Source organism: Parabacteroides johnsonii DSM 18315, assembly GCF_025151045.1.
Taxonomy (GTDB): Bacteria; Bacteroidota; Bacteroidia; order Bacteroidales; family Tannerellaceae; genus Parabacteroides; species Parabacteroides johnsonii.
Map to the genome: position 1 here is coordinate 3213658 of NZ_CP102285.1, position 25260 is coordinate 3238917.

A 25260-nucleotide genomic window follows, 5' to 3' on the forward strand; every position below is an offset into this window, starting at 1 on the left:
GCACATATTACATGGATTATATCAAAAAGACATATACAGACAAAGCTGTCGAAGTTCAAATTTCTTCTTTTGCCGGGAAAGGCGGGGTAACCGAATATCACGTCCTGCTCGCTATTACAGACCAAACATTGCCGTTTTCCGGACAACTTCAGAACCTCCAGCAGGCCTATGCGGCAGTTGTCCAAGAGGCATTACCCAAGAATGCGACTGCCGTTTTCCGACGCTATTTCCTGAGCGACACAGCCAACCAGGTCGATTTAGTGATGGCCTGGGAATGCGAAAATTCCTATTGCCCGCTTTCCGTTGTGGAACAGGCTCCACTGAACGGGAGCAAAATAGCCATGTGGATTTGGTTCCAAACCGGTATCACCGTCGAAACGATCAAAAACGGAATGTCGAAGGCCAAACACAACCATTATACACAATACTGGACCGGAGGCTCTTGCAACAGAGCTTCCAACTCCGAATACCAGACACGACTTTTGCTGAACGATTACGTGTTGCAACTGACCGAACAGGGATGCAAATTGGCAAACGATTGCATCCGTACCTGGTTCTTCGTCCAAAATGTGGATGTCAACTATGCCGGTGTCGTCAAAGCTCGCAAAGAGGTTTTCGTCACGCAAGACCTGACGGAAAAGACTCATTATATTTCCAGTACGGGAATAGAAGGACGCCATGCCGATCCGAATGTTTTTGTCCAGATGGATACCTATGCCGTAAAAGGTTTGCAACCCGGGCAAATCCAGTTCCTCTATGCTCCCACCCATCTGAATCCGACCTACGAATACGGGGTGACTTTCGAACGGGGGACAGCCGTAACCTATGGCGACCGGAAACAAATCTTCATCTCCGGAACCGCGAGCATCGACAACAAAGGCGAGATCGTATATCCGGGGGATATCCTGAAACAGGCGGAACGTATGCTGGAAAATATCGACGTCTTATTACAGGAAGCGGGTGCCGGATTGCAAGACATTATGCAGGCGATCGTCTACTTGCGTGACCCGGCCGATTATGTCGTGGTCAAGCAATATATCGAAAGCCGGTATCCGTCGTTCCCCCATCTGATCGTACATGCTCCCGTGTGCCGTCCGGGCTGGCTGATCGAAACGGAATGCATAGCTGTCGTACCGGCGGATGAACCTCAATATGCATGCTTATAATCAACCTACTATACAAATAATAAAAGATATGGGAAACATGAAGAACGGAAAATACAGGGAAACAAGTAAGATGAGTGACCTGATATGCGAGAATTATCCGATGGTCCTTGTGATGAGCCGCTTCGGTATCGACCTGGGGTTCGGAGAGAAAAATATCGGGGAAGTATGCCGGCAGAATGAGATCGACACACATACTTTCCTGACTGTCGTCAACTTTCTGACAGAAGAGGAGACGGTCCCGACAGCAGAAGTCCATAAGGATATCTCTATCTCCTCGCTTATCACTTATTTGCATAATGCACACGACTATTTCCTGAACTTCCGTCTTCCCCATATCCGCCACAAACTGACAGAGGCGATCGTGAGTTGCCCAAAAGATGTGGCTTTCGTGATCCGCCGCTTTTTCGACGAATATGCCGAAGAGGTACACAAACATATGTCGTACGAAGAGAAAACCGTCTTTCCGTATGTCCGTAATTTGCTGGAAGGAAAGAAAGACCCGAAATATAACATCACCATCTTCCGTAAGCGGCACGACCAGATCGAGATGAAAATTACGGAACTGAAGAACCTGATCCTGAAGTATTATCCGGGACCGGACAGTAACCTGCTCAACAGCGTCCTATTCGATATCTTCGCGACGGAACAGGATCTTGCTTCTCATAACCGGGTAGAAGACTATATCTTCGTACCAGCTATTCTATCTTTAGAAAAACAATAAAACCACCTGCCATGTCCACTAACATCAAAATAGCGATAGCCGAATCGTCCGCCATCATCCGGTGCGGACTGGAAACGCTGCTGAAACGCTTACCCGGATTCCGTATCCAGATATCCGAGATAACAGCGGCAGACTGTCTGACAGAGGGCTTACGCATTTATAAGCCGGACATTCTGATTATGAATCCTTCCATTCCCGGAAACTTCAACCTGCAACATCTGAAAGACGAATGCGGCTGCCCGGATATGAAATGCTTCGCCCTTTTATATAATGTGAGCGACCCGTTCCTGCTTCGCTCCTACGACGACCAGATATCCGTATACGACAGTGCGGACGAGTTGAAGCACAAGCTGGAACGCCTCAACACCGAAGAAGTGCCGCCCGAAGAAGGGGAAAGCGATGACCAGCAGACACTGAGCAGCCGGGAAAAAGAGATTGTCGTCTGCGTGGTGAAAGGCATGACAAACCGGGAGATTGCAGACCGGTTGTATCTCTCCACCCATACCGTCATCACACACCGACGGAATATCGCACGAAAATTACAGGTACACAGTGCCAGCGGCTTAACCGTCTATGCCATCGTAAACAAATTGATAGAGTTGAAGGACTTGAACGGTTGACAAACAGTATCACACCTTACTTTATTAAGTAATTTTCTGCAAATTCAACTTAGAAGTGCAACTTCGCAGTGTGTTTCCCATGAAAAAACCACTGCGGGTTTGCCCCAGCGGCAGGGGTGCATAGCCCCTGAGAGCGTAGAATCAATTAGCAATACAATAAAAAAGGAGACCGAAGTCTCCTTAGGATTAATTATTTTTGTATTGTTATGAAGTATAAACAATTAACCCGTGAGCAAAGATATGCAATATCTTTGGGACTAAAAGAAGGTAAGACCCAAAAAGCGATAGCTCTTCAAATAGGAGTGTCGGCCAGTACGGTAAGTCGTGAGCTCAGACGCAATAAAAGTCATCGTGTTTATAGTTATAGCCTTGCGGATGAGATGTCGCGCGAACGGCGTGAACGTCTCCCCGGCAATCGTAAAATTCCTAGCGCCATAGAAAAAGAGGCGTTGCGTTTGTTGGTAGAAGAAGATTGGTCTCCCATGCAAATATCCGGTTATTTGAAGAGGAAAGGGTATAAGATCTCCCATGAGACCCTCTATAGACGTATACGTGCGGACTTTAGTGGTGAGCTTGCTTCCCATTGTCGTCACAAGATGAAGTATCGTCGGCATATATCCCGTCTTTGTCCTACAAAAGTCACGAACATCCCCAACCGCACGAGTATCCGCGAACGCCCTTTGGAAGCGGATGACACCCGCTTCGGCGACTGGGAGATGGATCTTATCGTTGGCAAGGGGGGCAAAGGGGCGATCCTTACCTTAACCGAGAGGTCAAGCAACTTATTGCTGATGGAAAAGCTGCCCGATGGCAAGAAGGCAGCTTCCCTGCCGAGAGTGGTGAACCGTCTTCTGTTCCCTTATAGGGGCAAAGGCGTTAGGACCATAACGACGGATAATGGCGGCGAGTTTGCCTGCCATGAACTCATAGAGAAAAAGTTAAGAGCTACCGTCTATTTTACGGACAGTTATTGCTCTTGGCAAAAAGGGGCTATAGAGAATGCCAATAAGCTGGTTAGGCAGTACATCCCAAAAGGCACTGATTTTAATACGGTGAGCGACCGTTTCGTCATGGAGATACAGAAGAAGATCAACTGTAGGCCTCGGGAAAAGCTGGGCTTCAGAAGCCCCAAAGAGTATTTTTTCGAGAAATGGGAGCAACAAAAACGGGTGGTATAAATACCACCCGTACAAAAAGCCTTACTAATCATAGCCTGGCTTTGGTCAATAATTCTTTTTGTTTTTGCTGTCAAGGTTTCGGTTTCTTTTCATAGTTAGGGTTTTGATATGCACAAATGTAAACGATTATTTTAAAGTTTGCAAATCTTTATTGATTTTTCTTTTAATAATGACGATTTTTGGATGAATTTCATTTTTATGACTATAATTGCACTTGCTTGTTGACTCTACCTTAAGTAATTTTCAATTCTCAATTTTCAATTTTCCATTAAATAGCCTTATTTTTACGATTTATACCGCAAAAACACACAGACATGAACCTGATAAGGAAAACATACGGCACGACAGAGGTACAAATCACCTCATTCCAATCTTCCAAAGGTATAACGGAATACCATATCTTCTTCCAACAGACGGACTGCATGGAGGATTTCCACACCCAGTTACAGCATATACAAGATGTTTACACCCGTTCAGTCGAAGAGTTGCCGGGTAATCCGGCTGCCATTTTCCGGCGTTATTTCCTGAGCGACGTCACCAACCAGACGGATGAACTGATGGAACGGGAACGGCTTTTCCCCTACTGCGCACTGTCAATCGTACAGCAGGCTCCGATGAACGGTACGAAGATTGCACTGTGGGCCTGGTTGCAGACAGGTGTGCAGACACAGGTATTGCCAAGCGGATTGTTTGAGGCGCATCACGGTGCATACGGCCAGCTTTTAGGTGCCAACCAGTGCAACAGGGCGGCCAATTCGGAATATCAGACCCGCCTGATTTTCCGCGATTATATCCTGCGATTGACGGAAGCCAATTGCACATTGGCGGCAAACTGCCTGCGCACGTGGATCTTCGTACAGAATGTAGACGTAAATTATCCAGGTGTGGTAAAAGCCCGTAAAGAGGTGTTCGCGACACAGAACCTGACGGAAGAGACTCACTTCATCGCCAGTACAGGGATCGAGGGCCGCTATTTCGACCCGATGGTATTTGTGACAATGGACACATATGCTGTTTCCGGTATCCGTCCCGAACAAATCCGCTATCTATATGCTCCCGAACACTTGAACCGCACATATGAATATGGTGTTACGTTCGAACGGGGCACAGCTGTCACATACGGCGACCGTCGCCATATTTTTATATCCGGCACAGCCAGCATCGACCGATACGGAGAAATCGTACATGCCGGCGATGTCATGAAACAGGCTTCCCGTATGATCGAAAACATCGAAGCCCTGCTGAAAGAAGCGGATGCCACTTTGAATGATATCATGCAGGCGGTAATCTATATCCGCGATACGGCTGATTATGCACGAGTCAAGCAATATATGGATGAGCACCATCCCACCCTTCCCAATATCATCGTGCGTGCTCCGGTTTGCCGGACCGGCTGGCTGGTCGAGATGGAATGTACGGCGGTGACTGCAAATGGGGATGAACGGTTTGCAGCACTTTAGCCATTCGGGCTAAACCTTTATCATAATAACAACGAAACCCCGGCAGAATTACTCCCCCGGGGCTTGTTTTTTGTCTGCTTTCCTTCCTCACAGAAGTACAGGCAGCGTTCTTATTTTTTACTTTAGTATTAATGTACCACTTGTTCGCCCTCGCGGGGTAATTGAACGGTCGGAAAGACCGGACACGTGGTCATTATTTGATTTATAAAATCTTTATTTCAATCTAAGTAGAGATACGATGATCATATCTCTACCTTATGATGAATATGTCGTTATTACTTAACGATAGCCTTAACAGCCTCTTCGCCTTCAACAGCTACTACAACTACACCCTGAGGAGCAGCAATTGTAGCATCGCTTGAAGTGATAACCGTGTTAGCTACTGTCTGACCTAAGATATTAGTTACAACAACTTTCTTACCGGCAGCGTTAGCAACACGTACAGCACCCTGTTGAGCGATTACTGTTACTTCTGATGTTGCAATTTCTTCGTTGTCTGTTGCCAACTCGTCGTTTTCTTTATTTTCAACATTGAAGATCAGGGCACCATCACCACCGGTCTTAGCGTTAGAGAACAAAGAAGGATCTTTTGTCAGAACTACACATCCGTTCTGGATCTTCAACCATGCTGCATTTTCAGGAGCGATCTTTTCGCCATCATAATTGTTAGATTCGAACAAGAATGAATTTTCTTTACCTTCGGCTGTTACGTTAGCAGCATTTTCAGGATGTACATAGCGGAATGACCAAGTGTAGTTCTTGTGATCGTCACCATCCAGACGGTTCTTAATACCTACACCATAATCAGCACGCATAGTAGAATCTACCTTTGCCAATTCCTTGAAATCGATCTTATCGTTAGCCACGCTTCTGTATTCAGCCGGCAATACCCACAATGTATCAGCAATACGGATACCTTCAACGAAACCTACGCGAGTGTAACCACCTGCAATATCCGCATAAGGCTTATCCTGACCGTAAAGAACAACTGAATCCTGGAAGCTAACCAGATATTTAGCTCTTTCGAAGCCCGGAATTGCCGGATGAGCATGTTTACATTCCATAGGATCGTCAGTCAGAGTTCCGTCAGGTTTGATATGAGGAGCACCTTCTGTACAAGGAGAACCTTCCACGCCTTCGAAATCTTTATGATTTACAGAGATCAGGTACTGAGGTTTGATATAACCATGACCACGACCAACCCAAGCTGTATCGATCTGGAATGCCAAACCAGTAGCCTTGTCTGCAGTCCACATACCAACATAGTCTACATTTGCATCCATCAAGCCACCCTCACGGTTATTTTCGTCCATCAAATATTCTTTACGAACATTTTCGAAGAATCTCAAGCTATCACGACCGTCAGTTGCGCTTTCATCCAGATTTACGTTGTTGAAACGACGATACAACGGAGTGTTGTCCGGATTGATTGCAAATGCAGAGGTTCTTGTTTCACCCAATGGCTGAACTTTTACTGTTGCATCCAGGATATCATCTGTTACACCAGCTTTAACAGTACCGATAGCTGTATTGTTTGCCTTTACGATAGCATAGAAACATTCGCCTTCATAATGATTATTTTCTTTGAAGAAGAAACTGTCAGCAGGAGCACCGAAATATTTAGACATTGCATATTTAGCTTCATCAGCTTCACCCATAAATGCATCTTTCAACTGAATAGAATAAGAAACTCTATAAAGTTTTTTGATACCAGCTCTGTTCAATTCAGCAGCAGTACCTGCATAACCAAATGTAGCCCATTTCTTTTCAACCAAGCGGAAAGCATCCTTACCATTCAACACATTCAACAGAGAGTCTTTACCGTCACCCTTAGCCAGATACTTGCTATTTTCACCAGTTGCATACGGGTGCAGATATTTGAATGTATATTCATCCAAGAAGAACTTGGCATCCGGAATATTCTTGTAACCTAACAATGTATCCTGATAAGCTTCAGCGATCAATGCAGCATTACCTTTAACACCTTCAGCATCTTTAACCTGTACAAAGATCAAGGAATCTTCACTCTGATAAAGAGCATCAGAAGCAGTCATATATTTTGCACCTTCAGCCTGCATCAACTGAGATAAAGTTGTCTGAGTCGGATATTCACGGTTCGTTACGTTTACAGGAGAATAATCTTTTACTTTATCACCTGTATTCTTTTTCAATACAACCCACTGGTAAGCCGGCATGTGAGCAGGAAGCTGTTCGTCAGCCTTAACAGTAACCCATTCCAAAGATGTTCCATTCTTATGGATCGGAGAAGCCAAATACTGACCTTTCTGGTTCATGATGAAATACAGACCATCAGCAACAGAGGTACGGCCGTTGTAAACAGCATCGCAGCCTTTATAACCTAAAGAAATATTTGTTTCTTTCTTGTCATAGATTGTTACGATACGAACTTTATCTTTGATCAAATCCTGAACAGTCACAAAGTTGTTCTCACCTTTCGCACCAGCAGCTGTAGGAAGTACTGCTGCAGCTGCATCAGCAACCCAATTAGAACCATTAGTAGCACTTTTCGGATCATAATCCATTGCAGATTTAACCTGGATTACCAAGCTATCTTTTGAAGGATAGTATGAGAAAGCAAACTTATACTGATCTACAAGGCCTGTTACTCTGCTAATAGAATCGGCTGCAGAAGTCGGCTTTGTTGCAGCTGTACTTGCCTGACGTTTAGCATAGCTCAAATCAGACCACTTGAAAGCGCGGAATCTTTCGCCACTTTCATTGACGATAGCAGTATCGACACGCAGATAAGAGCTATCAGTAGTTAATACAAATACATAATCATTAGCATCAGCGCCAGTAGTTGCTTCAGTCAGGAACTTACCAGCATTCTTTCCGTTAAACGGATTGGCAACAGCGACCTTTTCACCCTGTTCGTCCGGAGTGAATGTTAAAGCAACACCCTTGTCAGCAGCTTGTAAACCTAAAATCGTATTGATTTCAGGAGCCTGCAAACGGATCATGTCAGCCTCTACAAGAGAAAATTTTGTTAAATCATTTCCCGTAGCAGCATCTGCATAAGCATCAGCAGCAGCCAATTTTGTGACCTGAATATTTGTACTATTAGCAACCAAACCGATTACAGAGTCAGCTTTAAAATAAGAATACAAAGTCTTACCTGCTTGTTCTGCTGCCGGAATAGAGGTGTACTGGTTCAAATAAGCCCAACCTGAAACTTCACCACCTACACGGGTAGAATCAGTATCAGTATAAGTAGGTGTACTTCCGCTCAAACCTTCTAACAAAGTACCTGCATACTGGATATCCAGACGCTGGCCAGTAGCCTTATTTGTAAAGTCAAAGATAGGAGCTTTACCATAACCTTCTTCTATTACTTCAACACACCACAATGTGCTTGCTAAATTTGCAGAAGTAGTAGTTGCTTCCAATCTCAAAGCACCATTAGGAGTCATAGCCAACACTCCATCATCAGCTTTCAATTGGTACAAACCATTACCTGTCTTCTTCAAGGATGTTACAGGATCCCCTGCATTGGCATTCATCGCACCTAACAATGCAAGTCCTGCCAAAAGAGTAGAAAACTTTTTGTTCATAATTCTAAATTTAATATTAATACTAATGTTTATAAAAAGTTCAGTTCTATCGTACGTTTGTTAACTATTGTCTTTTGAAATCGAAAACGTACGTTTAAATTCGTCATTTTTTTCAAGGTGCCGGAAAGTTCGTATTAAAAAGAGCGTTTTTCGTACTTGTTAAGCTATCTGATTGATAAGAAAGGATATAGAAAAGGAAATTTTCTTTGAGAAAAGGATTGCAGGTTCAAAAAGTAGTTGTATTTTTGTAGCTGAAAAATGACGAATTTAAACGTACGTTTTCATTAGTCATTTTGAAATGAAATCCTATCCTTTTAAAGCTCAACATCTTATATCTGATTTTACGCCCTATTTCACCCCTAAAATTCCTCATTTACGCGTACATTATATAAATCAGCACATTCCTATTAATCAGATTGTTACAAAAATCACCCAAATGCAAAAAACTCCTTTTTTGCGAATTACTGCCAAAAACAGCCCTTTTTAACCCCTATACAAGACTGATATTTTTTTAAGTTTCACGACTTGGCACAAATGGTTTCAAGACTTGGCACAAACGGTTTCTCTCAATGAAACAAAAGTTTCGTCCGAGGAAACTTTTGTTTCAACCGGGGAAACTTTAGTTTCAAAGCAAGCAATTCTGCGAAACTTTAGTTTCAAACTTTTTTTTAGTTGAAACTATCTGGTTTCCCGAACCCACTAATTCCTTAAACACAGCCTGCGGAATCTATTTTTTATGTATCTTTGGCTATTCAAACACCAAGACAAGAGAGAAAAGCCTATGTATAAGAATGGTAAATATCGGGAAACCGATAAAATGAGTGATCTGATCTGCGAGAATTATCCGATGGTACTTGTTATGAGCCGCTTCGGTATTGCACTCGGATTCGGTGAAAAGAACATCGGAGAGGTATGCCGCCAAAATGGTGTCGATCCCTGCACGTTCCTCACCGTCGTGAACTTTCTGACGGAAGAGGTATCCGCACCGATGACAAACATTGACAAATGCCTGTCGATTGAGGCTTTGATCACTTATCTGCATAATGCACACGCCTATTTTCTGGACTTCCGGCTACCCCATATCCGCCGCAAACTGACAGATGCGATTGCAGACTGCCCGAAAGACGTGGCGTTCGTCATTACCAAATTTTTCGACGACTACGCAACGGAGGTAAACAAACATATGTCGTATGAGGAAAAGACAGTATTCCCTTATGTACGGGGATTGCTAAAAGGCGTGAAAGATCCGAAATACAATATCACGATCTTCCGGAAACATCACGACCAGATCGAGATGAAGATCATTGAGTTGAAAAACATCCTGATCAAATATTATCCGGGCCCCGGAAGCAACTTGCTAAACAGCGTCCTGTTTGATATTTTTGCAACCGAACAAGACCTGTCATCCCACAACCATGTAGAAGACTACCTTTTCGTGCCGGCGATCTTAGCTCTCGAAAAAACAATACAGTGATGCCTATGAGCACTTTATTAAACATAGCGATTGCCGAACCGTCCGCTATCATCCGTAGCGGGCTCGAAGCGGTATTGAAGCGGCTTCCCGGATTCCGCATCCAGATCATCGAAATTGCCACTGCGGAGCTTTTGCAAGAGACACTTCGCTCGCACAAACCGGACATGCTGATTATCAACCCATCGCTCCCCGGTTGTTACACCATGCAACTTCTCAGGGAGGAGACCGGCTGTACGGAGATGAAGTGCATAGCCCTGCTGTATGCCGTTGCCGACCATGCCCTGCTGCGGCCTTACGACGACCAGATCAGCATCTACGACAGCCCGGACGAGATTCGCCACAAGCTGGAACGCCTCCATACGCCGCCGGAAGAGGAGGTGGAAAACGAAGAACAGCAGACGCTCAGCGCACGAGAAAAAGAAATCGTGGTCTGTGTCGTCAAAGGGATGACAAATCGCGAAATAGCCGACCGGCTGTTCCTCTCCACACACACCGTTGTTACGCACCGGCGCAACATCGCCCGGAAATTGCAGGTACACAGTGCCAGTGGTCTGACCGTATACGCCATTGTTAACAAATTAGTTGAACTAAACGACATCAAATTATAATCCATGAAGAAAAACAAACTCGCCATCCTTACGTCGTGCCTTGTCCTATCAGGGACCTTCTGCACGCAGGCGCAAAACAAAACGCCACAGGAAATCCGAATACCGGATACCTACAAATTAACAAACAAGTCCATCTACCGAAATGGCTGGATAGATTTCAACAAAAATGGGAAAAAGGACGTGTATGAAGATCCTACAGCCCCGATCGACGCACGTGTCGAGGACCTTCTTTCGCAGATGAACGTCGAAGAAAAAACCTGCCAGATGGTTACGCTCTACGGCTACAAGCGGGTGCTGAAAGACGACCTGCCGACACCGGACTGGAAAAACCAACTCTGGAAAGATGGTATGGGAGCTATCGACGAACATCTGAACGGTTTCCAGCAATGGGGACTTCCTCCTTCCGACAACCCGTATGTTTGGCCGGCTTCCCGCCATGCTTGGGCCTTGAATGAAGTACAACGGTTCTTTATCGAAGAAACACGTCTCGGCATCCCGACCGATTTCACGAACGAAGGCATACGCGGGGTAGAAAGCTACATCGCCACCAACTTCCCGACACAGTTGGGGTTGGGACACACCTGGAACCGCGACCTTGTCCACAAAGTCGGCTACATCACCGGACGTGAAGGACGCTTATTAGGATATACCAACGTTTATGCCCCGATCCTCGATGTCGGGCGTGACCAGCGTTGGGGACGTTATGAAGAGGTCTATGGCGAAAGCCCTTACCTGGTAGCCGAATTAGGTGTGGAAATGGCAAAAGGCATGCAGACCGATTATCAGGTCGCGGCCACATCCAAACATTATATAGCCTACAGCAACAACAAAGGCGGACGTGAAGGAATGGCACGCGTAGATCCGCAAATGTCACCGCGCGAAGTCGAGATGCTCCATGTATATCCTTGGAAACGGGTCATCAAAGAGGCCGGCATCCTCGGAGTCATGAGTTCGTACAATGATTACGACGGATTCCCGATCCAAAGCAGCTATTATTGGCTGACGACACGCCTGCGCGGCGAATTCGGTTTCCGCGGGTACGTAGTATCGGACAGCGACGCCGTCGAATATCTTTTCTCTAAGCACGGGACTGCCGCCGACATGAAAGAATCCGTGCTGCAAAGCGTATTGGCGGGACTGAACATACGTTGTACGTTCCGTTCGCCGGATTCATACGTCCTGCCACTTCGCGAACTGATCGCAGAAGGAGCCCTGCCGATGTCTACGATCGACGACCGCGTGCGTGACATCCTGCGTGTCAAATTTCTCGTCGGGTTATTCGACCAGCCGTATCAGATCGATCTGAAACAGGCAGACAAAGAAGTAAACAGCGCCGAGAACCAGCAGGTTGCTTTGCAGGCTTCAAAAGAATCGCTCGTTCTGTTGAAGAACCAGGATGCCGTTCTTCCTTTAGACGTAAACAAAATTTCCAAAATCGCCGTATGCGGTCCGAATGCAGATGAAGAAGCATACGCTTTGACACATTACGGTCCGCTTGCCGTAGAGGTGACAACTGTGTTGGAAGGTATTCAAAACAAGGTGAAACCGGGTACGGAAGTGCTCTTCACCAAAGGTTGCGACCTGGTAGATGCCAATTGGCCGGAATCGGAACTGATCCGTTACCCGCTGACCAGCGAAGAACAAAGCGAGATCAACAAAGCGGTCGAAAACGCAAAGAAAAGCGATGTAGCCGTTGTCGTACTCGGCGGCAGCAACCGCACCTGTGGAGAAAACAAATCACGCTCCAGCCTCGAACTGCCGGGCCGCCAGCTCGACTTGCTACAAGCCGTCGTAGCCACTGGAAAACCGGTCGTATTGGTGCTGATCAACGGACGTCCGATCTCTATCAACTGGGCGGACAAATATGTTCCGGCCATCCTCGAAGCCTGGTATCCGGGATCACAAGGTGGTACGGCCATTGCAGACGCTCTATTCGGCGACTATAATCCGGGCGGAAAGCTGACCGTTACCTTCCCGAAGACAGTCGGACAGATCCCGTTCAACTTCCCGACCAAACCGAATGCACAGGTCGACGGCGGACGTAACAAAGGGCTGGACGGCAATATGTCCCGCGTAAACGGCCCGTTGTATCCATTCGGCTACGGATTGAGTTATACGACTTTCGAATACTCAGACATTTCGATCCAGCCAGCTATCGTGACACAGGTTCAACCGGTCACCGTCCGTTGCAAGGTGACGAATACAGGTAAACGTGCCGGAGATGAAGTAGTACAATTATATGTACGCGATATCCTCAGCAGTGTTACGACCTACGAGAAGAATCTCGTCGGCTTCGACCGTATCCATCTGAATCCGGGAGAGACGAAAGAGCTTACTTTCACGATCGAACCGCGTGACCTGCAACTGTTGAACAGTGACAATCATTGGGTGGTAGAACCGGGAGACTTCAAGGTTATGGTCGGCGCCTCCTCCGAAGACATCCGCCTGAACGACCGTTTTACGGTAGTGGAATATGGTAAAGAGCAGGCAGTCACATCAGCAACCTCCCGGCAGCAGAAATCGGTTATTGCCAGCTCTTCCCAAGAATCTGCCCCGTTGGTATTGGACGGCAATCTGTCTACGGCCTGGAAAGCGAACAAAGGCGAATATATCACATTCGCACTTGAAAACAACGCTTCGCCTAACAGCATCGCAATTGCATGGAAAGAAAAAAGCAAAGATGCCAAATTTGAAATCCAGCTCTCCGGTGGCGGAGGCCAGTTCCTGACCGTATATGAAGGGACAGTAGAGGCTACGAACGAACTGAAGAATTATCGGTTCAAAGGCACGACCGCCAGTGATATCCGTATCGTAATAACCTCCGGCAATGCAAGTATTTCGGAAGTAAAAATCAAGGAACTGAAGAGTTGAAAGTTGAGAGTTGAAAGTTGAAAGTTAAAGGGGAATATAAACTCTTAACTTTCAACTCTCAACTTTCAACTATAAATAGATTTCCCCAAAGAACTCCGGGCAATGGAAGTTCGGGGTGGGAAGGCCAATCGGGCTCCAGCTGACGAAATGCGGAAATTCCGTATCGTCCGCACATTTATAGAAGTTGCCCATTATCTTTTCCGGCAGGTTATCAGGATCGAGGCCCATCAACCGGAAAGGAATGGCAACCACCAACTCCCAACTATATACCCCTAATTTCTCAGGGAAAGCAGTATGCGGCAGACTCGAAAAGCGACGAATGGATGCATATTCTTCCGCTGTCAGCGACTTTTTCGAATCACGCGATTCCCGGTAAGAAGCATCGCACGTGCCGATACAGTTAAACTCGAAATTGTAGTAATTAGGATCATCCACCCGCTTCATAAAAAACTCCACGCAACTATCCGTATAAACCGGCGATCCATCTGCTTCGTAGAGCGCTTTCAAAGAGTTTCCTTTGACAAAATAGCGGATATACAGGTTCACCTTCGATCTCGCAATGTCGAAGGCCACAATAGGTTTGTAGGGATATTCTTCCCAGTTAACCACATCGATTGACTCTCGCTGGGCCTTTTCCATCAAAAAGCCTACGGACGACAGGTCCAGTACGTCCAGCGTTTCCAAATAAGGGACTTTCAGTTTCTTCATTATCAATTATAGATTTGGAGTAATGGCAAATGTAAATAAGAAGTCAGCAATACGGATAAAGCTCCGATTATAGCCAAGACAATAATGACCGATCCCACAATCCTATTCAATAACCATATACCTCGCACGTTAAACCATTTCTTCAACTTAGCAACTATATAAGTGATTCCGAACCACCAGAGAACAGCGCCCACCCCAATAAAAGCAATGCCTCCCAACAGCATCCAAACAGAATGTTCCGGCAAGACAAAACCAAAGCGGGCAAACAAACCGATATATAGTAATACGATTAATACGTTGCTAAAGGTAAGAAGAAAAGCTGTAATAAAATCCTGAGTGAAGGATAACTTTTTCTCCCGTTGTTTTTTAAGGTTCCGGACAGGATTGGATTGGAAAATATAATAGCCGAAAATACCCAATACGATACTGCCGATCAATTGCAAGGGAGCCTGATTCGCCTCCACAAAATTCACCACGACTCCCATCCCCAAGCAGGTCAGTGCAGCGTAGATCACGTCTGACAGAGCAGCCCCTAATCCGGTGACAAACCCGTGCCAACGTCCTTTGTTCAGCGTTCGTTGTATGCACAGCATACCGATCGGGCCCATCGGGGCGGAAACCAGTACACCGATAACAATTCCTTTACTTATCAATCCCAGCATTATCCTTTTATTTTCTGCCTAATCCTCTGCAAAGATAAGCTGTATTCCTGATAAAAAAAGAAAAAACGCCTGCAGGAATGTTTTTTAGATTACCTACAGGCGTTTTCACACTTTGTGCTAAAAGACTATTTAGCCTTTTCTTTCTCTAAAATAGCTTTCAGCTTTGCAACGATTTCAGGATGTTCGGCAGCCAAATTCTTCTTTTCGCCAATATCCTGTTTCAAGTTGTAAAGCTGTGCTTCCTTATTATTCCCCAGTTCCGTATTCGTTAATTTATTATAGGCAGCCCCTTTACTTGGAGCTATATACTTCCATTCACCGTCGGAAACGGACAACGAACCGGCCTGTTCGATTATATAATCGCGACCTTTATTGTCTTTGCCTAAAAAAGCTTCCAATTGATTCCGGCTGTCAGGCCCGGCACCATTCTCCAATGTCTTTCCCATCAAACCGGCCATAGAAGCATACAAGTCCACTTGCGAAACCAAAGCATCCGAAACACCGGGTTTCACTTCTGCCGGCCAACTAACAATAAAAGGCACACGTGTACCAGCCTCGAAACTACTGTATTTTCCCCCACGGAAGGCACCCCAAGGTTTATGGTCACCCAATAGTTCCACAGCCTGATCTGCATAACCGTCATCCACTACCGGGCCATTGTCGCTACTCAGGACGATCAACGTATTTTCGGCAATCCCCGCTTTTTCGAGAGCCGCCATGATTTCGCCTACCGTCCAGTCGAATTGCAGCAAAGCATCACCACGAGGTCCCATGCCGCTTTTGCCGACAAAACGAGGATGCGGCCAACGGGGCACATGCGCATCATTTGTTCCGACATACAGGAAGAAGGGTGTCTCTTTATTCTTTTCAATAAACCGGACAGCCTTTACAGTTATACTATCTGCAATATTTTCATCTTCCCACAATGCTTGCTTGCCACCTTTCATGTAACCGATACGGGAAATTCCGTTTACGATCGCCTGGTTATGTCCATGATTTGGGCTTGGTTTCAACTTTGTAAGCAATTCCGGATGATCTTTACCCAACGGTTCGCCAGGGAACGGTTTTTCATAACTCACTTCAATCGGATCGTTCGGGTCCAAATTTACTATACGCTGATTCTCAACCCATACACAAGGCACACGGTCACCTGTCGCAGCCATGATATAAGAATAATCGAATCCCAGATCGGATGGTCCCGGCGTGATAAAGCCATTCCAATCCTGTCCTCCCGTCCTGTCAGACAATCCCAAATGCCATTTGCCTATAGCACCGGTCGTATAGCCGCACTCACGAAACATATCTGCAACTGTCGGTTGCTCCGGCCGAATGACCATTCCGGCATTTCCCGCCGCAATCCCCGTATCATTCCGCCGCCAGGCATAATGTCCGGTAAACAAAGAATAACGTGAAGGCGTACTGGTCGCAGCCACCGAATGTGCATCCGTAAAGCGAAGACCTTGTGCCGCCAGTTTATCCACATTCGGCGTATGGATCGTTTTCGATCCGTTACAACTAAGGTCACCATAACCGATATCATCGGCTATCAGGAAAATAACGTTCGGCTTCTGCTGCTGTGTTACTTTCTCTTCCGTTTTTTGTTTGTTTCCGGAACAGGAGGCCAGTAAGGTAGCCCCTATTCCTAATACGATTGTTGATTTCATGATAACAAGATTATGTATAGAATGACGTAAATATCGCCATTTAATGTTTCATATGCAATACCCCAACGCAGCAAGTCCCAATAACGGATTCCTTCCATCGACACTTCTGTCCGAACCTTCCGTATCGGCCCATGCTGCTACACACGCAAGAGTTTATTTCAAGAAACAGCAGTGCTACAAAAATTACATCTGCTTGGCACTACAATTTCCTCAGCATGGCACAGCCGTTCCCCCGGCAGGAAACGGTCGTTCCATAGGCAGGAAACAATTATTCCCTCTATGGGTAACACTGCATAAGTCGCAGTGCGCTCCAGGAGGGGCTACGGGTTTTACGAGATCATGTGTCTATCGGATGGCTATTATATAGGTAAAGATACATAATAATGTAAGGTTTTGCAAGTCCTGACGCTATTATCGGCAGAACAGCCGACTTCTTTTTTTGTATATCTTTAACTAAAGAGGGAAGACTTTCGGAACGAGAACCGTGCGACAGGCCATTTCGGCCGTTTTTACATCTCGATGCGGGTATCGGGAGATTTCACTGTATAAAATTGATTGTCTTACATTTACGATAGTTTTTTGAATGTTTGTCTGCAATGTGGTAAAGGCGGTTTTTCGGGTTGGTTTATGCGGGGTATTGACTATTTAATTTACTGGATATAAGAACTATAGAAGGCAAAAACAAAATGACGAATTTAAACGTACGTTTAAATTCGTCATTTTCACTGCACAAAAATACAACTACTTTTTAAACCTGCAATCCTTTCTCCCAATTATTTTTCCTTTTCTATATTCTTTCTTATCAATTAGATAGCTTAACCTGTACGAAAAACCTTTTTTCCGATACAAACCCTCCCAAAAGCCCCGAAAAAATGACTAAAAAAAACGTACGTTTTCTCTCGTCAAAATACAGGAATTTGGTTAACTCTTGTAAAAACAGGAGTTTATAGGATAGAAAGAAACAGATAGATATACTATTTATTAATTAAACATTTTAGAATTATGAACAAAAAGTTTTCTACGCTTATGATGGCGGGTATGCTGGTCGCAGGCTCGTCATTCGTTGACGCCCAAACTTTGAACGGTCTGAAATTGAAAAAGATCGACTTCCAAGCGGGGGGAAAGAACACCTACAAAGATGTTGTTGTCGTTCGCGATGTCAACAATGACGGCAAAATTGATGCCGGAGACATTATTATGACAGCATCGAAAAAGAATGATGGTACGATCACTTATGAGACAAGAAAATTCAACAATTGGAGCAACATCGTACTTGAAAACCAAGAAGAAGCCATTTGGGACTTTACAGAAACGAAGAGCACTACTCCAGGAAGCAGTGCAGCTCAAGGATGGTTCTATCAACTAATCAATCATGCAACAGGAAAACCATTAGCTGGTACAGGAGTTGCTGTTGCAGGTCAAACAGTTACACCTACTGTTATTACAGAGGCAGATAAGTCTAAAGAAGATCCTGCAAATAACCTGTATGCTTATTTCAAAACAGCTTGGGACAATGCTGATGGAGTAATTAAGTATGATAATACTTCAACTACTGCTAATAACAAGGGTAACGTATTATTCTTGGCTTGGCCGCAGAATGGAAACAGCGGATTGATCATGGACGAACCTACTAATAGCAATACTACTGGTAAGGTTCATTTTGCCAAAGTTGAAAGTAATTGGAAAGTCGGTATCCTCCTTGCTACAGCCGAAGAAAGAGAAGTCGACTTCGTTACAGAATTGAATGACATCCAGGGTGGTGAAGGTTTCCAGTTCTCTTTCAAAGATGACGATAAAGTATCGAAAAACGTATTTGATAACAAAGATTTGAGAGCATTCAATGTACCAGAAATAGCTTGGGGTAAAGATGGTAGAGGCAACATATTCATGATTCCGAAAGGTATCTACTTGGCTTCCGATTGGAGCAATCTGAGCGAAAACACATTGAAGTTCAACACTATTTCTACAGTAGAAGAGTTCCAGAAAGCAACATTCATAGCTGTGCTTCCGCAAGAGTTCGTTGACTTGACAAACACGACTCGTGCAAATGGTCATGGCTTTGCTTTGGGTGAAGTAAAAGGTGCTGACATGAATTTCTATGCGATCAAGTACACAGAAGAGGGCTATGAAGCCAACCAGGCTTCATCTCACGCTGAAGTGTTCGTAGGCAACGCATGCTTCACAATCACAGCTGAGAATCCTCTTACTTTGAACGATAACTACAAGCTGGAGTTAAAAGAAGTCCGTCTGGCTACAGATGCAAAGCAGGAAGATGTACATGCCGATGTGGAAAATGTATACATTGGTACGACCAATAATACTAACAACGACAATGACGAAGTAGCCAAGAACAACTACCTGACGACACAAGGTAACGCAATCACCGTTACAGCCGTTCCTTCCTCTTCTCAAGCTGACGCAAAAGCATTGCTGAACGAAGGCGCAATTCCTGTTCCGGCTATCTACACATTGGAATTCATCGGCGGCAAGGCTGACGGCCAGTTCCTGACAACACAGGCAAACCGCAGCAAAAACGGTTTTGAAGCGGCAACTATGCCGAGCATCTTCGTAAACGAAGACGATCCGATGTATCAGTTCGTTGTCAGCAACGTTGAAGATAAAGTGAAGAATGCAGATCCGAAAGTTCCGGTATACGAAACAATCACCTTGACAAACCGTCAGACAAAGGAAGACGTTTCTTTCGTACTGTACAACACGACTGAAGAAGATGTATATATCATCTATCCGACAGCAATGACTAAGTCTATTTCTTTCGCTGAAAACTCATGGGATGGCGAAGAGTTGCAGAATGAGGGAAAATGGTTCTGGAATTACTACAATGTAAAAGGCCAGACTGTCAAATTCAATAAGAAGGAAAGTGTAGACAAATTCGCAACATTCGAATCTCGTGAAAGCTATGACGGCCTGGTTTCCTTCCAGTTCGCAAAAACTGAAGAATCAGGAGACAGATTGTATGCTGCTGCAAACAGATACGCAAAAGGTGACAACAAAGGTGAAATCATCGTTAACAACCACTGGGCTTCCATCATTACAGGTGAAGAGCTGACTGACCAATTTGAATTGATCCGTTCAGACAAGTACCAGTACATCACGAACGACTTCAAGTATATCAATGCAAACGGCAACATCGTCACTTCTCCTACGGTACAGGATACGGTAGCCTTCTATTCTTATGTAGTGAAATTGTTCAATCCGGATGAAGCTGATATGTATCTGACAGATACTAAATTGACAACATGGCCGGCATTCTTCGTAATCAAAGAAAACAAGGATGGTTCTGTCGCTTTGTTCGAGAATGAATGGGACAACAATAACTTCACACAGAACAATCCTTTCATCTTCTTTGACAAGAAGCCAAACCCGAATGCTGCTTACTACAAGTCTGCTATCAAAGGTAATCCGACTGAAAAAGACAATGTCGGCGAAAAGGCCTGGAGTGAAAATTGGGCTCATTATTATGACCTGACTTCCGTTGCCAACGCGATGGTCAAGACCTTTATGGTAGACGAACCGGTTTACGGTACATTGAATCCGGTTAAACAGACAACTACGTTCGAAAGTGGCTTAAACTACCTGTTCAGGAACGAATCCAACGTTGGTATCTTGAAACCGGAAGTAATGTCATTTGACCTGACTCCGGCTGACGTGAAGACAAACGTACCTTCTTTCTTCATCGCTAACGAAGGCAACTTCATGTATTTCGCAAAAGACTCGGCTGATTCTTATCGCCTGACAAACTGGGAAAAATATGCATTCGAAGACGGAAATGGCGTTAAGACTACTCGCGTTATCTTTAAAGCTGCCGAATTGAACGAAAGCAGTGATTCCCTGACTACTACTGTTGACGGCCAGATCAAGACTGTTGCCGAAAAGGCTAACAAAGCCAAAGGTATCTTGGGTGGTCTGAAGAACTTCAAGTTCCGTGTGATCGATTCTGAAGATGGTGACGATTCATACGTGGTCCGTTGCGTAGCGAACAACAAATACGTGATTGCTATCAATGGCCAACTGACAGTTACATCTGATCGTGCCGGTGCAACTCGCTTCTTCGTAGAAACGACAGAACTTCCGACAGCCAACGAAGGCGTAGAAGTTTCAGGAGTGAAAGTTATCGCGGGTGAAGGCAACGTAACGATCGCAGGTGCTCAGGGCAAGAAGGTTGTTATCAGCAACATCTTGGGCCAGGTGGTAGCTAACACGGTCATCGCTTCCGACAACGCTACAATCGCTGCTCCTGCTGGTGTAGCTGTAATTGCAATCGAAGGTGAAGCAGCTGTAAAAGCTATCGTTAAGTAATTGATACTAAAACAATACAATACTGAAACGCGGAAGGCGGACGTAGAAGTTCGCCCCCGCCATAGATGACATTTTATAATCAAATAATTCTTCGGTTGCGCGGAGGCGAAATCCTTCAACTAACCTGCGACAGGCGAACAAGCGACCGGATTTAATATTAATAATACTAAAGTGTATTGAAATAAAAGTTCAAGTGGCCTTTCCCCTGCGAAGGACGAAGGCATACAAAAACAAGCCCCGAAGGTGAATGCCATCTTCGGGGTTTCGTTTTTAACCGACAGAGGTCATCGTTGGGACAAATTTATTTTCTTCAACAGATTTAGGGGAAATTCGGTTAGTAAGCACTATCTTTGCACTTTGAAACGAGGGGATCCTTTATTATCCCCCGTATGAACGGAATACCATTAATAAATCGACGATATGATTCTATTCTTTCAATCTCCAACAAAGACGGTGTTAGCTGTGGAGGCTGCACACGCTTTCTCACCTGAAGATGTAGAAAAATTAGTTTGGGCTTTTAGCGAGGCAAAACCTCTCCAGGCTGAAACATTGGAAGGCTGGTATGTTGGTCCACGCCGGGAAATGATCACCCCGTGGAGTACGAATGCCGTGGAAATCACCCAAAACATGGGACTCACCGGTATCTCACGCATCGAGGAATACTTCCCTGTTTCTTCCGGCGAAGCAGAACATGACCCGATGTTGCAGCGTATCTATAACGGTCTGAACCAGGACATCTTCACGATCAGCAAACAACCGGACCCAATTGTTTACATCGAGGATATCGAAGCCTACAATAAACAGGAAGGACTGGCATTGAGCGATGAAGAAGTAGCTTACCTCAACGAAGTAAGCCAAAAGCTGGAACGACGGCTGACAGACAGCGAAGTGTACGGTTTTGCACAGGTGAACTCGGAACACTGCCGTCACAAAATCTTCGGCGGAACATTTATTATCGACGGAGAAGAGAAAGAAAGTTCTCTCTTTAACCTGATTAAGAAAACATCGGCGGAAAACCCGAACAAATTGGTCTCCGCCTATAAAGATAATGTAGCTTTCAACGAAGGCCCGGTGATCGAACAATTCGCTCCGGCAAGCGGTGACAAACCTGACTTCTACGAAGTAAAGGAAATCAAATCGGTTATCTCGCTGAAAGCAGAAACCCACAACTTCCCAACAACAGTCGAACCGTTCAACGGTGCAGCTACCGGATCGGGCGGCGAAATCCGTGACCGTCTGGGTGGCGGAAAATCATCTCTGCCGATTGCCGGAACAGCCGTCTATATGACATCTTATCCGCGTACGGAAGGGGCACGCGAATGGGAAAAGATTCTCGACCCGCGCCCTTGGCTGTACCAGACTCCGGAACAAATCCTGATCAAGGCCTCCAACGGTGCATCCGATTTCGGCAACAAGTTCGGACAGCCGCTGATCTGTGGTTCGGTCCTGACCTTCGAACACGAAGAGAACAAGAAGAAATACGCTTATGACAAAGTGATCATGCTGGCCGGAGGTGTCGGTTATGCCAATATGTGTGATGCATTGAAGGGCGATCCCGCACCGGGCGAAAAAGTAGTCCTGTTAGGGGGTGACAACTACCGTATCGGTATGGGTGGCGGTGCCGTCTCTTCCGTAAACACAGGCCAATATACCAGCGGTATCGAGTTGAATGCCGTACAGCGTGCCAACCCGGAAATGCAGAAACGTGTTTCCAACGTGATCCGTGCGATTGCCGAATCGGACAACAACCCGGTGATCTCCATCCACGACCACGGTGCAGGCGGACACTTGAACTGCCTCTCCGAATTGGTGGAAGCAACCGGCGGACATATCGACATGAGCCAACTGCCAGTAGGCGACCCGACACTGTCTGCCAAGGAAATCGTGGGGAACGAAAGCCAGGAACGTATGGGCTTGCTGATGAAAGAAGAAGATGTAGCCCGCGTACGGCGCATTGCCGACCGCGAACGTTCGCCGATGTACGTGGTAGGTGAAACGACCAACGATATGAAGTTTGTCTTCGAACAGGCTGACGGTGTGAAACCGATCGACATCAAGTTGGAATATATGTTCGGTAAACCGCCAAGAACGATCATGAAGGACCATACGGTTGAAGAAGCATACGCTCCGGTCGTTTATAAAGAATCCGAACTGCATCATTACCTCGAAAACGTGCTTCAGTTGGAAGCTGTTGCATGTAAAGACTGGTTGACCAACAAAGTGGACCGTTCGGTGACAGGCAAAGTTGCACGCCAGCAATGCCAAGGCGAATTGCAGTTACCGTTGAGCGACTTGGGTGCAGTCGCTTTGGACTATCGTGGAAAAGCTGGTATCGCTACCTCCATCGGCCATGCCCCACAGGTGGCGATGATCGACCCGGCGGCCGGTTCTGTCATGGCGATTGCCGAATCATTGACAAACATCGTTTTCGCTCCGCTGTCCGATAAGCTGTCAGGCGTATCTTTGAGTGCCAACTGGATGTGGCCGTGCCGTAACGAAGGCGAGGATGCCCGTCTGTACAAAGCGGTCCAGGCAGCTTCTGATTTCGCTTGTGCACTGGGTATCAATATTCCGACCGGTAAAGACTCTCTGTCCATGACGCAGAAATATGGCGACGACAAAGTGATTGCTCCGGGTACGGTGATTATTTCCGCCGGTGCGGAAGTCAGCGACATCCGCAAGATCGTTTCTCCGGTATTGGCTCATGAAAAGAATTCTTACATATATTATATCGACTTCTCGTTCGACACAATGAAGTTGGGCGGTTCCGCTCTTGCACAGGTTCTGAACAAATTGGGCAATGAAGTCCCAACGGTAAAAGACAGCGAATATTTTGCCGACGCATTCAACGCTGTACAGGATGCCATCGAAAAAGGTCTGGTTCTCGCCGGACACGACATTTCAGCCGGTGGTATGATCACAGCATTGCTTGAAATGTGTTTTGCCAATGTGGAAGGCGGTCTGGAAGTGAACCTCGACAAACTGTCGGAACAGGACATTGTCAAGATTCTGTTCGCCGAAAATCCGGGTATCCTGGTCCAGGTGAAAGACAAGAAAGCATTCGAAAAGTTGATGGAAGAGGCAGGTGTAGGTTTTGCCATTATTGCCAAGCCCACTTCCGAACGCCACATTCTGGTTTCCAAAGAAGGCGTCCAGTACCATTTCGGTATCGACTATATGCGCGACGTATGGTACGAGTCTTCTTATAAACTGGATATCAAGCAGAGCGGTAACGTATGCGCAGGCAACCGCTTCGAGAACTACAAAATGCAACCGTTGGAATTCAAGTATCCGAAGAGTTTCACCGGAAAGTTGTCTTCTTACGGCCTGACTGCCGATCGAAAAGGAAAGAGCGGAATTCGTGCCGCTGTAATCCGAGAGAAGGGTTGCCAGTGCGAACGTGAGACATCGTACGCTTTGTATCTGGCTGGTTTCGATGTAAAAGATGTTCACATGACCGATTTGGCATCCGGACGCGAAACATTGGAAGACGTAAACATGATCGTATTCTGCGGTGGTTTCTCCAATTCCGACGTTTTGGGCTCTGCCAAAGGATGGGCCGGCGGTTTCTTATATAACGAGAAAGCCAAGAAAGCGCTGGACAACTTCTATGCACGTCCTGACACCTTGAGTTTAGGCATCTGCAACGGTTGTCAACTGATGGCCGAGTTAGGGGTTGTTTATCCGGAACATGAAAAGAAACACAAAATGTTGCACAACGATTCGCACAAGTTCGAATCGAACTTCATCTCGGTTGAGATCCCGAAAAACCATTCTGTCATGTTCGGCTCGTTAAGCGGTTCCAAATTAGGAATCTGGGTGGCTCACGGCGAGGGCAAATTCTCTTTCCCGTATGAAGAAAAAGAATACCATATCGCACTTAAATACAACTACGAAGGCTATCCTGCCAACCCGAACGGTTCGCCTTGGTCGGTTGCCGGTGTCTGCTCGCACGACGGACGCCATCTGGCTATGATGCCTCACTTGGAACGTGCGATGTTCCCATGGCAATGCGGTTACTATCCTGAAGATCGGCGAGGCAGCGACGAAGTCACTCCTTGGATCGAAGGTTTCGTGAACGCACGGAAGTGGATAGAAGAGCATAAGAAATAAGCGCTTATCGGATCATCATCCGACAGGCATTCATTAGAAAAGGGACAGGCATCGAATGGAGTTCGAATACCTGTCCCTTTTTATTTTCAGGCTGGGACGACAATTAAGTTCCTTTCCTATACATTT

14 protein-coding genes are annotated in these 25260 nt (G+C 45.8%); 10 read left to right on the top strand and 4 right to left on the bottom strand.

Going from position 1 to position 25260, the window contains the following annotated elements:
- The first annotated feature begins 11 nt into the window (after positions 1 to 11).
- The 5 genes from NQ564_RS13485 to NQ564_RS13505 all read left to right on the top strand — a co-directional run bounded on the left by NQ564_RS13485 (position 12) and on the right by NQ564_RS13505 (position 5145).
- Positions 12 to 1166 (top strand): Rid family hydrolase, encoded by a 1155-nt coding sequence (locus tag NQ564_RS13485; protein WP_008145986.1) that lies wholly within the window; start codon positions 12 to 14, stop codon positions 1164 to 1166.
- Between the two features lie 28 nt (positions 1167 to 1194).
- Positions 1195 to 1887 carry a hemerythrin domain-containing protein gene (locus NQ564_RS13490; RefSeq protein WP_021863115.1) on the top strand — a complete coding sequence of 231 codons (693 nt, stop codon included), beginning with the start codon at positions 1195 to 1197 and terminating at the stop codon, positions 1885 to 1887.
- An 11-nt stretch (positions 1888 to 1898) separates the two neighbouring features.
- Entirely contained in the window at positions 1899 to 2507 is a 609-nt protein-coding gene (locus NQ564_RS13495; RefSeq protein WP_008145988.1) for a response regulator transcription factor, read from the top strand.
- 206 nt (positions 2508 to 2713) lie between these two features.
- Positions 2714 to 3685, top strand: coding sequence for an IS30 family transposase (locus NQ564_RS13500; protein WP_227963160.1), 972 nt, complete (start codon positions 2714 to 2716; stop codon positions 3683 to 3685).
- Between the two features lie 314 nt (positions 3686 to 3999).
- Positions 4000 to 5145: a Rid family hydrolase gene (locus tag NQ564_RS13505; RefSeq protein WP_008145989.1), complete on the top strand. Its 1146-nt coding sequence runs from the start codon at positions 4000 to 4002 to the stop codon at positions 5143 to 5145.
- A gap of 275 nt (positions 5146 to 5420) precedes the next feature.
- Here the strand turns inward: NQ564_RS13505 and NQ564_RS13510 are convergent, their stop codons facing one another.
- Positions 5421 to 8717 carry a DUF6383 domain-containing protein gene (locus tag NQ564_RS13510; RefSeq protein ID WP_008145990.1) on the bottom strand — a complete coding sequence of 1099 codons (3297 nt, stop codon included), beginning with the start codon at positions 8715 to 8717 and terminating at the stop codon, positions 5421 to 5423.
- Between the two features lie 781 nt (positions 8718 to 9498).
- Here NQ564_RS13510 and NQ564_RS13515 point away from each other — a divergent pair.
- From NQ564_RS13515 to NQ564_RS13525, 3 genes are read left to right on the top strand one after another with little or no spacing between them, the layout of a single operon-like run.
- On the top strand, positions 9499 to 10191 hold the full coding sequence (locus NQ564_RS13515; protein ID WP_008156683.1) for a hemerythrin domain-containing protein: 693 nt from the start codon (positions 9499 to 9501) through the stop codon (positions 10189 to 10191).
- Positions 10192 to 10196: 5 nt separating this feature from the next.
- Positions 10197 to 10799, top strand: a complete 603-nt coding sequence (locus tag NQ564_RS13520) for a response regulator transcription factor (protein WP_008156681.1) — start codon at positions 10197 to 10199, stop codon at positions 10797 to 10799.
- A 3-nt stretch (positions 10800 to 10802) separates the two neighbouring features.
- Positions 10803 to 13670 (top strand): beta-glucosidase, encoded by a 2868-nt coding sequence (locus NQ564_RS13525; protein ID WP_008145996.1) that lies wholly within the window; start codon positions 10803 to 10805, stop codon positions 13668 to 13670.
- 69 nt (positions 13671 to 13739) lie between these two features.
- Here the strand turns inward: NQ564_RS13525 and NQ564_RS13530 are convergent, their stop codons facing one another.
- The 3 genes from NQ564_RS13530 to NQ564_RS13540 form a co-directional block, all read right to left on the bottom strand.
- Positions 13740 to 14378: a carbohydrate-binding family 9-like protein gene (locus NQ564_RS13530; RefSeq protein WP_005644479.1), complete on the bottom strand. Its 639-nt coding sequence runs from the start codon at positions 14376 to 14378 to the stop codon at positions 13740 to 13742.
- A gap of 2 nt (positions 14379 to 14380) precedes the next feature.
- Positions 14381 to 15040, bottom strand: a complete 660-nt coding sequence (locus NQ564_RS13535) for a LysE family translocator (protein ID WP_008145999.1) — start codon at positions 15038 to 15040, stop codon at positions 14381 to 14383.
- A 125-nt stretch (positions 15041 to 15165) separates the two neighbouring features.
- The gene (locus tag NQ564_RS13540; protein WP_008146001.1) at positions 15166 to 16704 is read right to left on the bottom strand and encodes a sulfatase family protein; all 1539 of its coding nucleotides are present in this window, start codon (positions 16702 to 16704) and stop codon (positions 15166 to 15168) included.
- A 1002-nt stretch (positions 16705 to 17706) separates the two neighbouring features.
- On the opposite strand from NQ564_RS13540, the gene NQ564_RS19365 reads away from it, so the two are divergent.
- Complete coding sequence (locus NQ564_RS19365) at positions 17707 to 21021, top strand: DUF6383 domain-containing protein (RefSeq protein ID WP_008146006.1); 3315 nt, start codon at positions 17707 to 17709, stop codon at positions 21019 to 21021.
- A gap of 420 nt (positions 21022 to 21441) precedes the next feature.
- Positions 21442 to 25134, top strand: a complete 3693-nt coding sequence (gene purL / locus NQ564_RS13550; RefSeq protein ID WP_008146008.1) for a phosphoribosylformylglycinamidine synthase — start codon at positions 21442 to 21444, stop codon at positions 25132 to 25134.
- Positions 25135 to 25260: the final 126 nt, after the last annotated feature.

What these genes read in the sequence shown, in the direction of transcription:
- NQ564_RS13490 (WP_021863115.1), top strand. Translation starts at nt 1,195, where the DNA reads ATGGGAAACATGAAGAACGGAAAATACAGGGAAACAAGTAAGATGAGT.
- NQ564_RS19365 (WP_008146006.1), top strand. Translation starts at nt 17,707, where the DNA reads ATGAACAAAAAGTTTTCTACGCTTATGATGGCGGGTATGCTGGTCGCA.
- NQ564_RS13495 (WP_008145988.1), top strand. Translation starts at nt 1,899, where the DNA reads ATGTCCACTAACATCAAAATAGCGATAGCCGAATCGTCCGCCATCATC.
- NQ564_RS13540 (WP_008146001.1), bottom strand. Translation starts at nt 16,704, where the DNA reads ATGAAATCAACAATCGTATTAGGAATAGGGGCTACCTTACTGGCCTCC.
- NQ564_RS13485 (WP_008145986.1), top strand. Translation starts at nt 12, where the DNA reads ATGGATTATATCAAAAAGACATATACAGACAAAGCTGTCGAAGTTCAA.
- NQ564_RS13530 (WP_005644479.1), bottom strand. Translation starts at nt 14,378, where the DNA reads ATGAAGAAACTGAAAGTCCCTTATTTGGAAACGCTGGACGTACTGGAC.
- NQ564_RS13505 (WP_008145989.1), top strand. Translation starts at nt 4,000, where the DNA reads ATGAACCTGATAAGGAAAACATACGGCACGACAGAGGTACAAATCACC.
- NQ564_RS13510 (WP_008145990.1), bottom strand. Translation starts at nt 8,717, where the DNA reads ATGAACAAAAAGTTTTCTACTCTTTTGGCAGGACTTGCATTGTTAGGT.
- NQ564_RS13525 (WP_008145996.1), top strand. Translation starts at nt 10,803, where the DNA reads ATGAAGAAAAACAAACTCGCCATCCTTACGTCGTGCCTTGTCCTATCA.
- NQ564_RS13520 (WP_008156681.1), top strand. Translation starts at nt 10,197, where the DNA reads ATGAGCACTTTATTAAACATAGCGATTGCCGAACCGTCCGCTATCATC.
- NQ564_RS13500 (WP_227963160.1), top strand. Translation starts at nt 2,714, where the DNA reads ATGAAGTATAAACAATTAACCCGTGAGCAAAGATATGCAATATCTTTG.
- NQ564_RS13535 (WP_008145999.1), bottom strand. Translation starts at nt 15,040, where the DNA reads ATGCTGGGATTGATAAGTAAAGGAATTGTTATCGGTGTACTGGTTTCC.
- purL (WP_008146008.1), top strand. Translation starts at nt 21,442, where the DNA reads ATGATTCTATTCTTTCAATCTCCAACAAAGACGGTGTTAGCTGTGGAG.
- NQ564_RS13515 (WP_008156683.1), top strand. Translation starts at nt 9,499, where the DNA reads ATGTATAAGAATGGTAAATATCGGGAAACCGATAAAATGAGTGATCTG.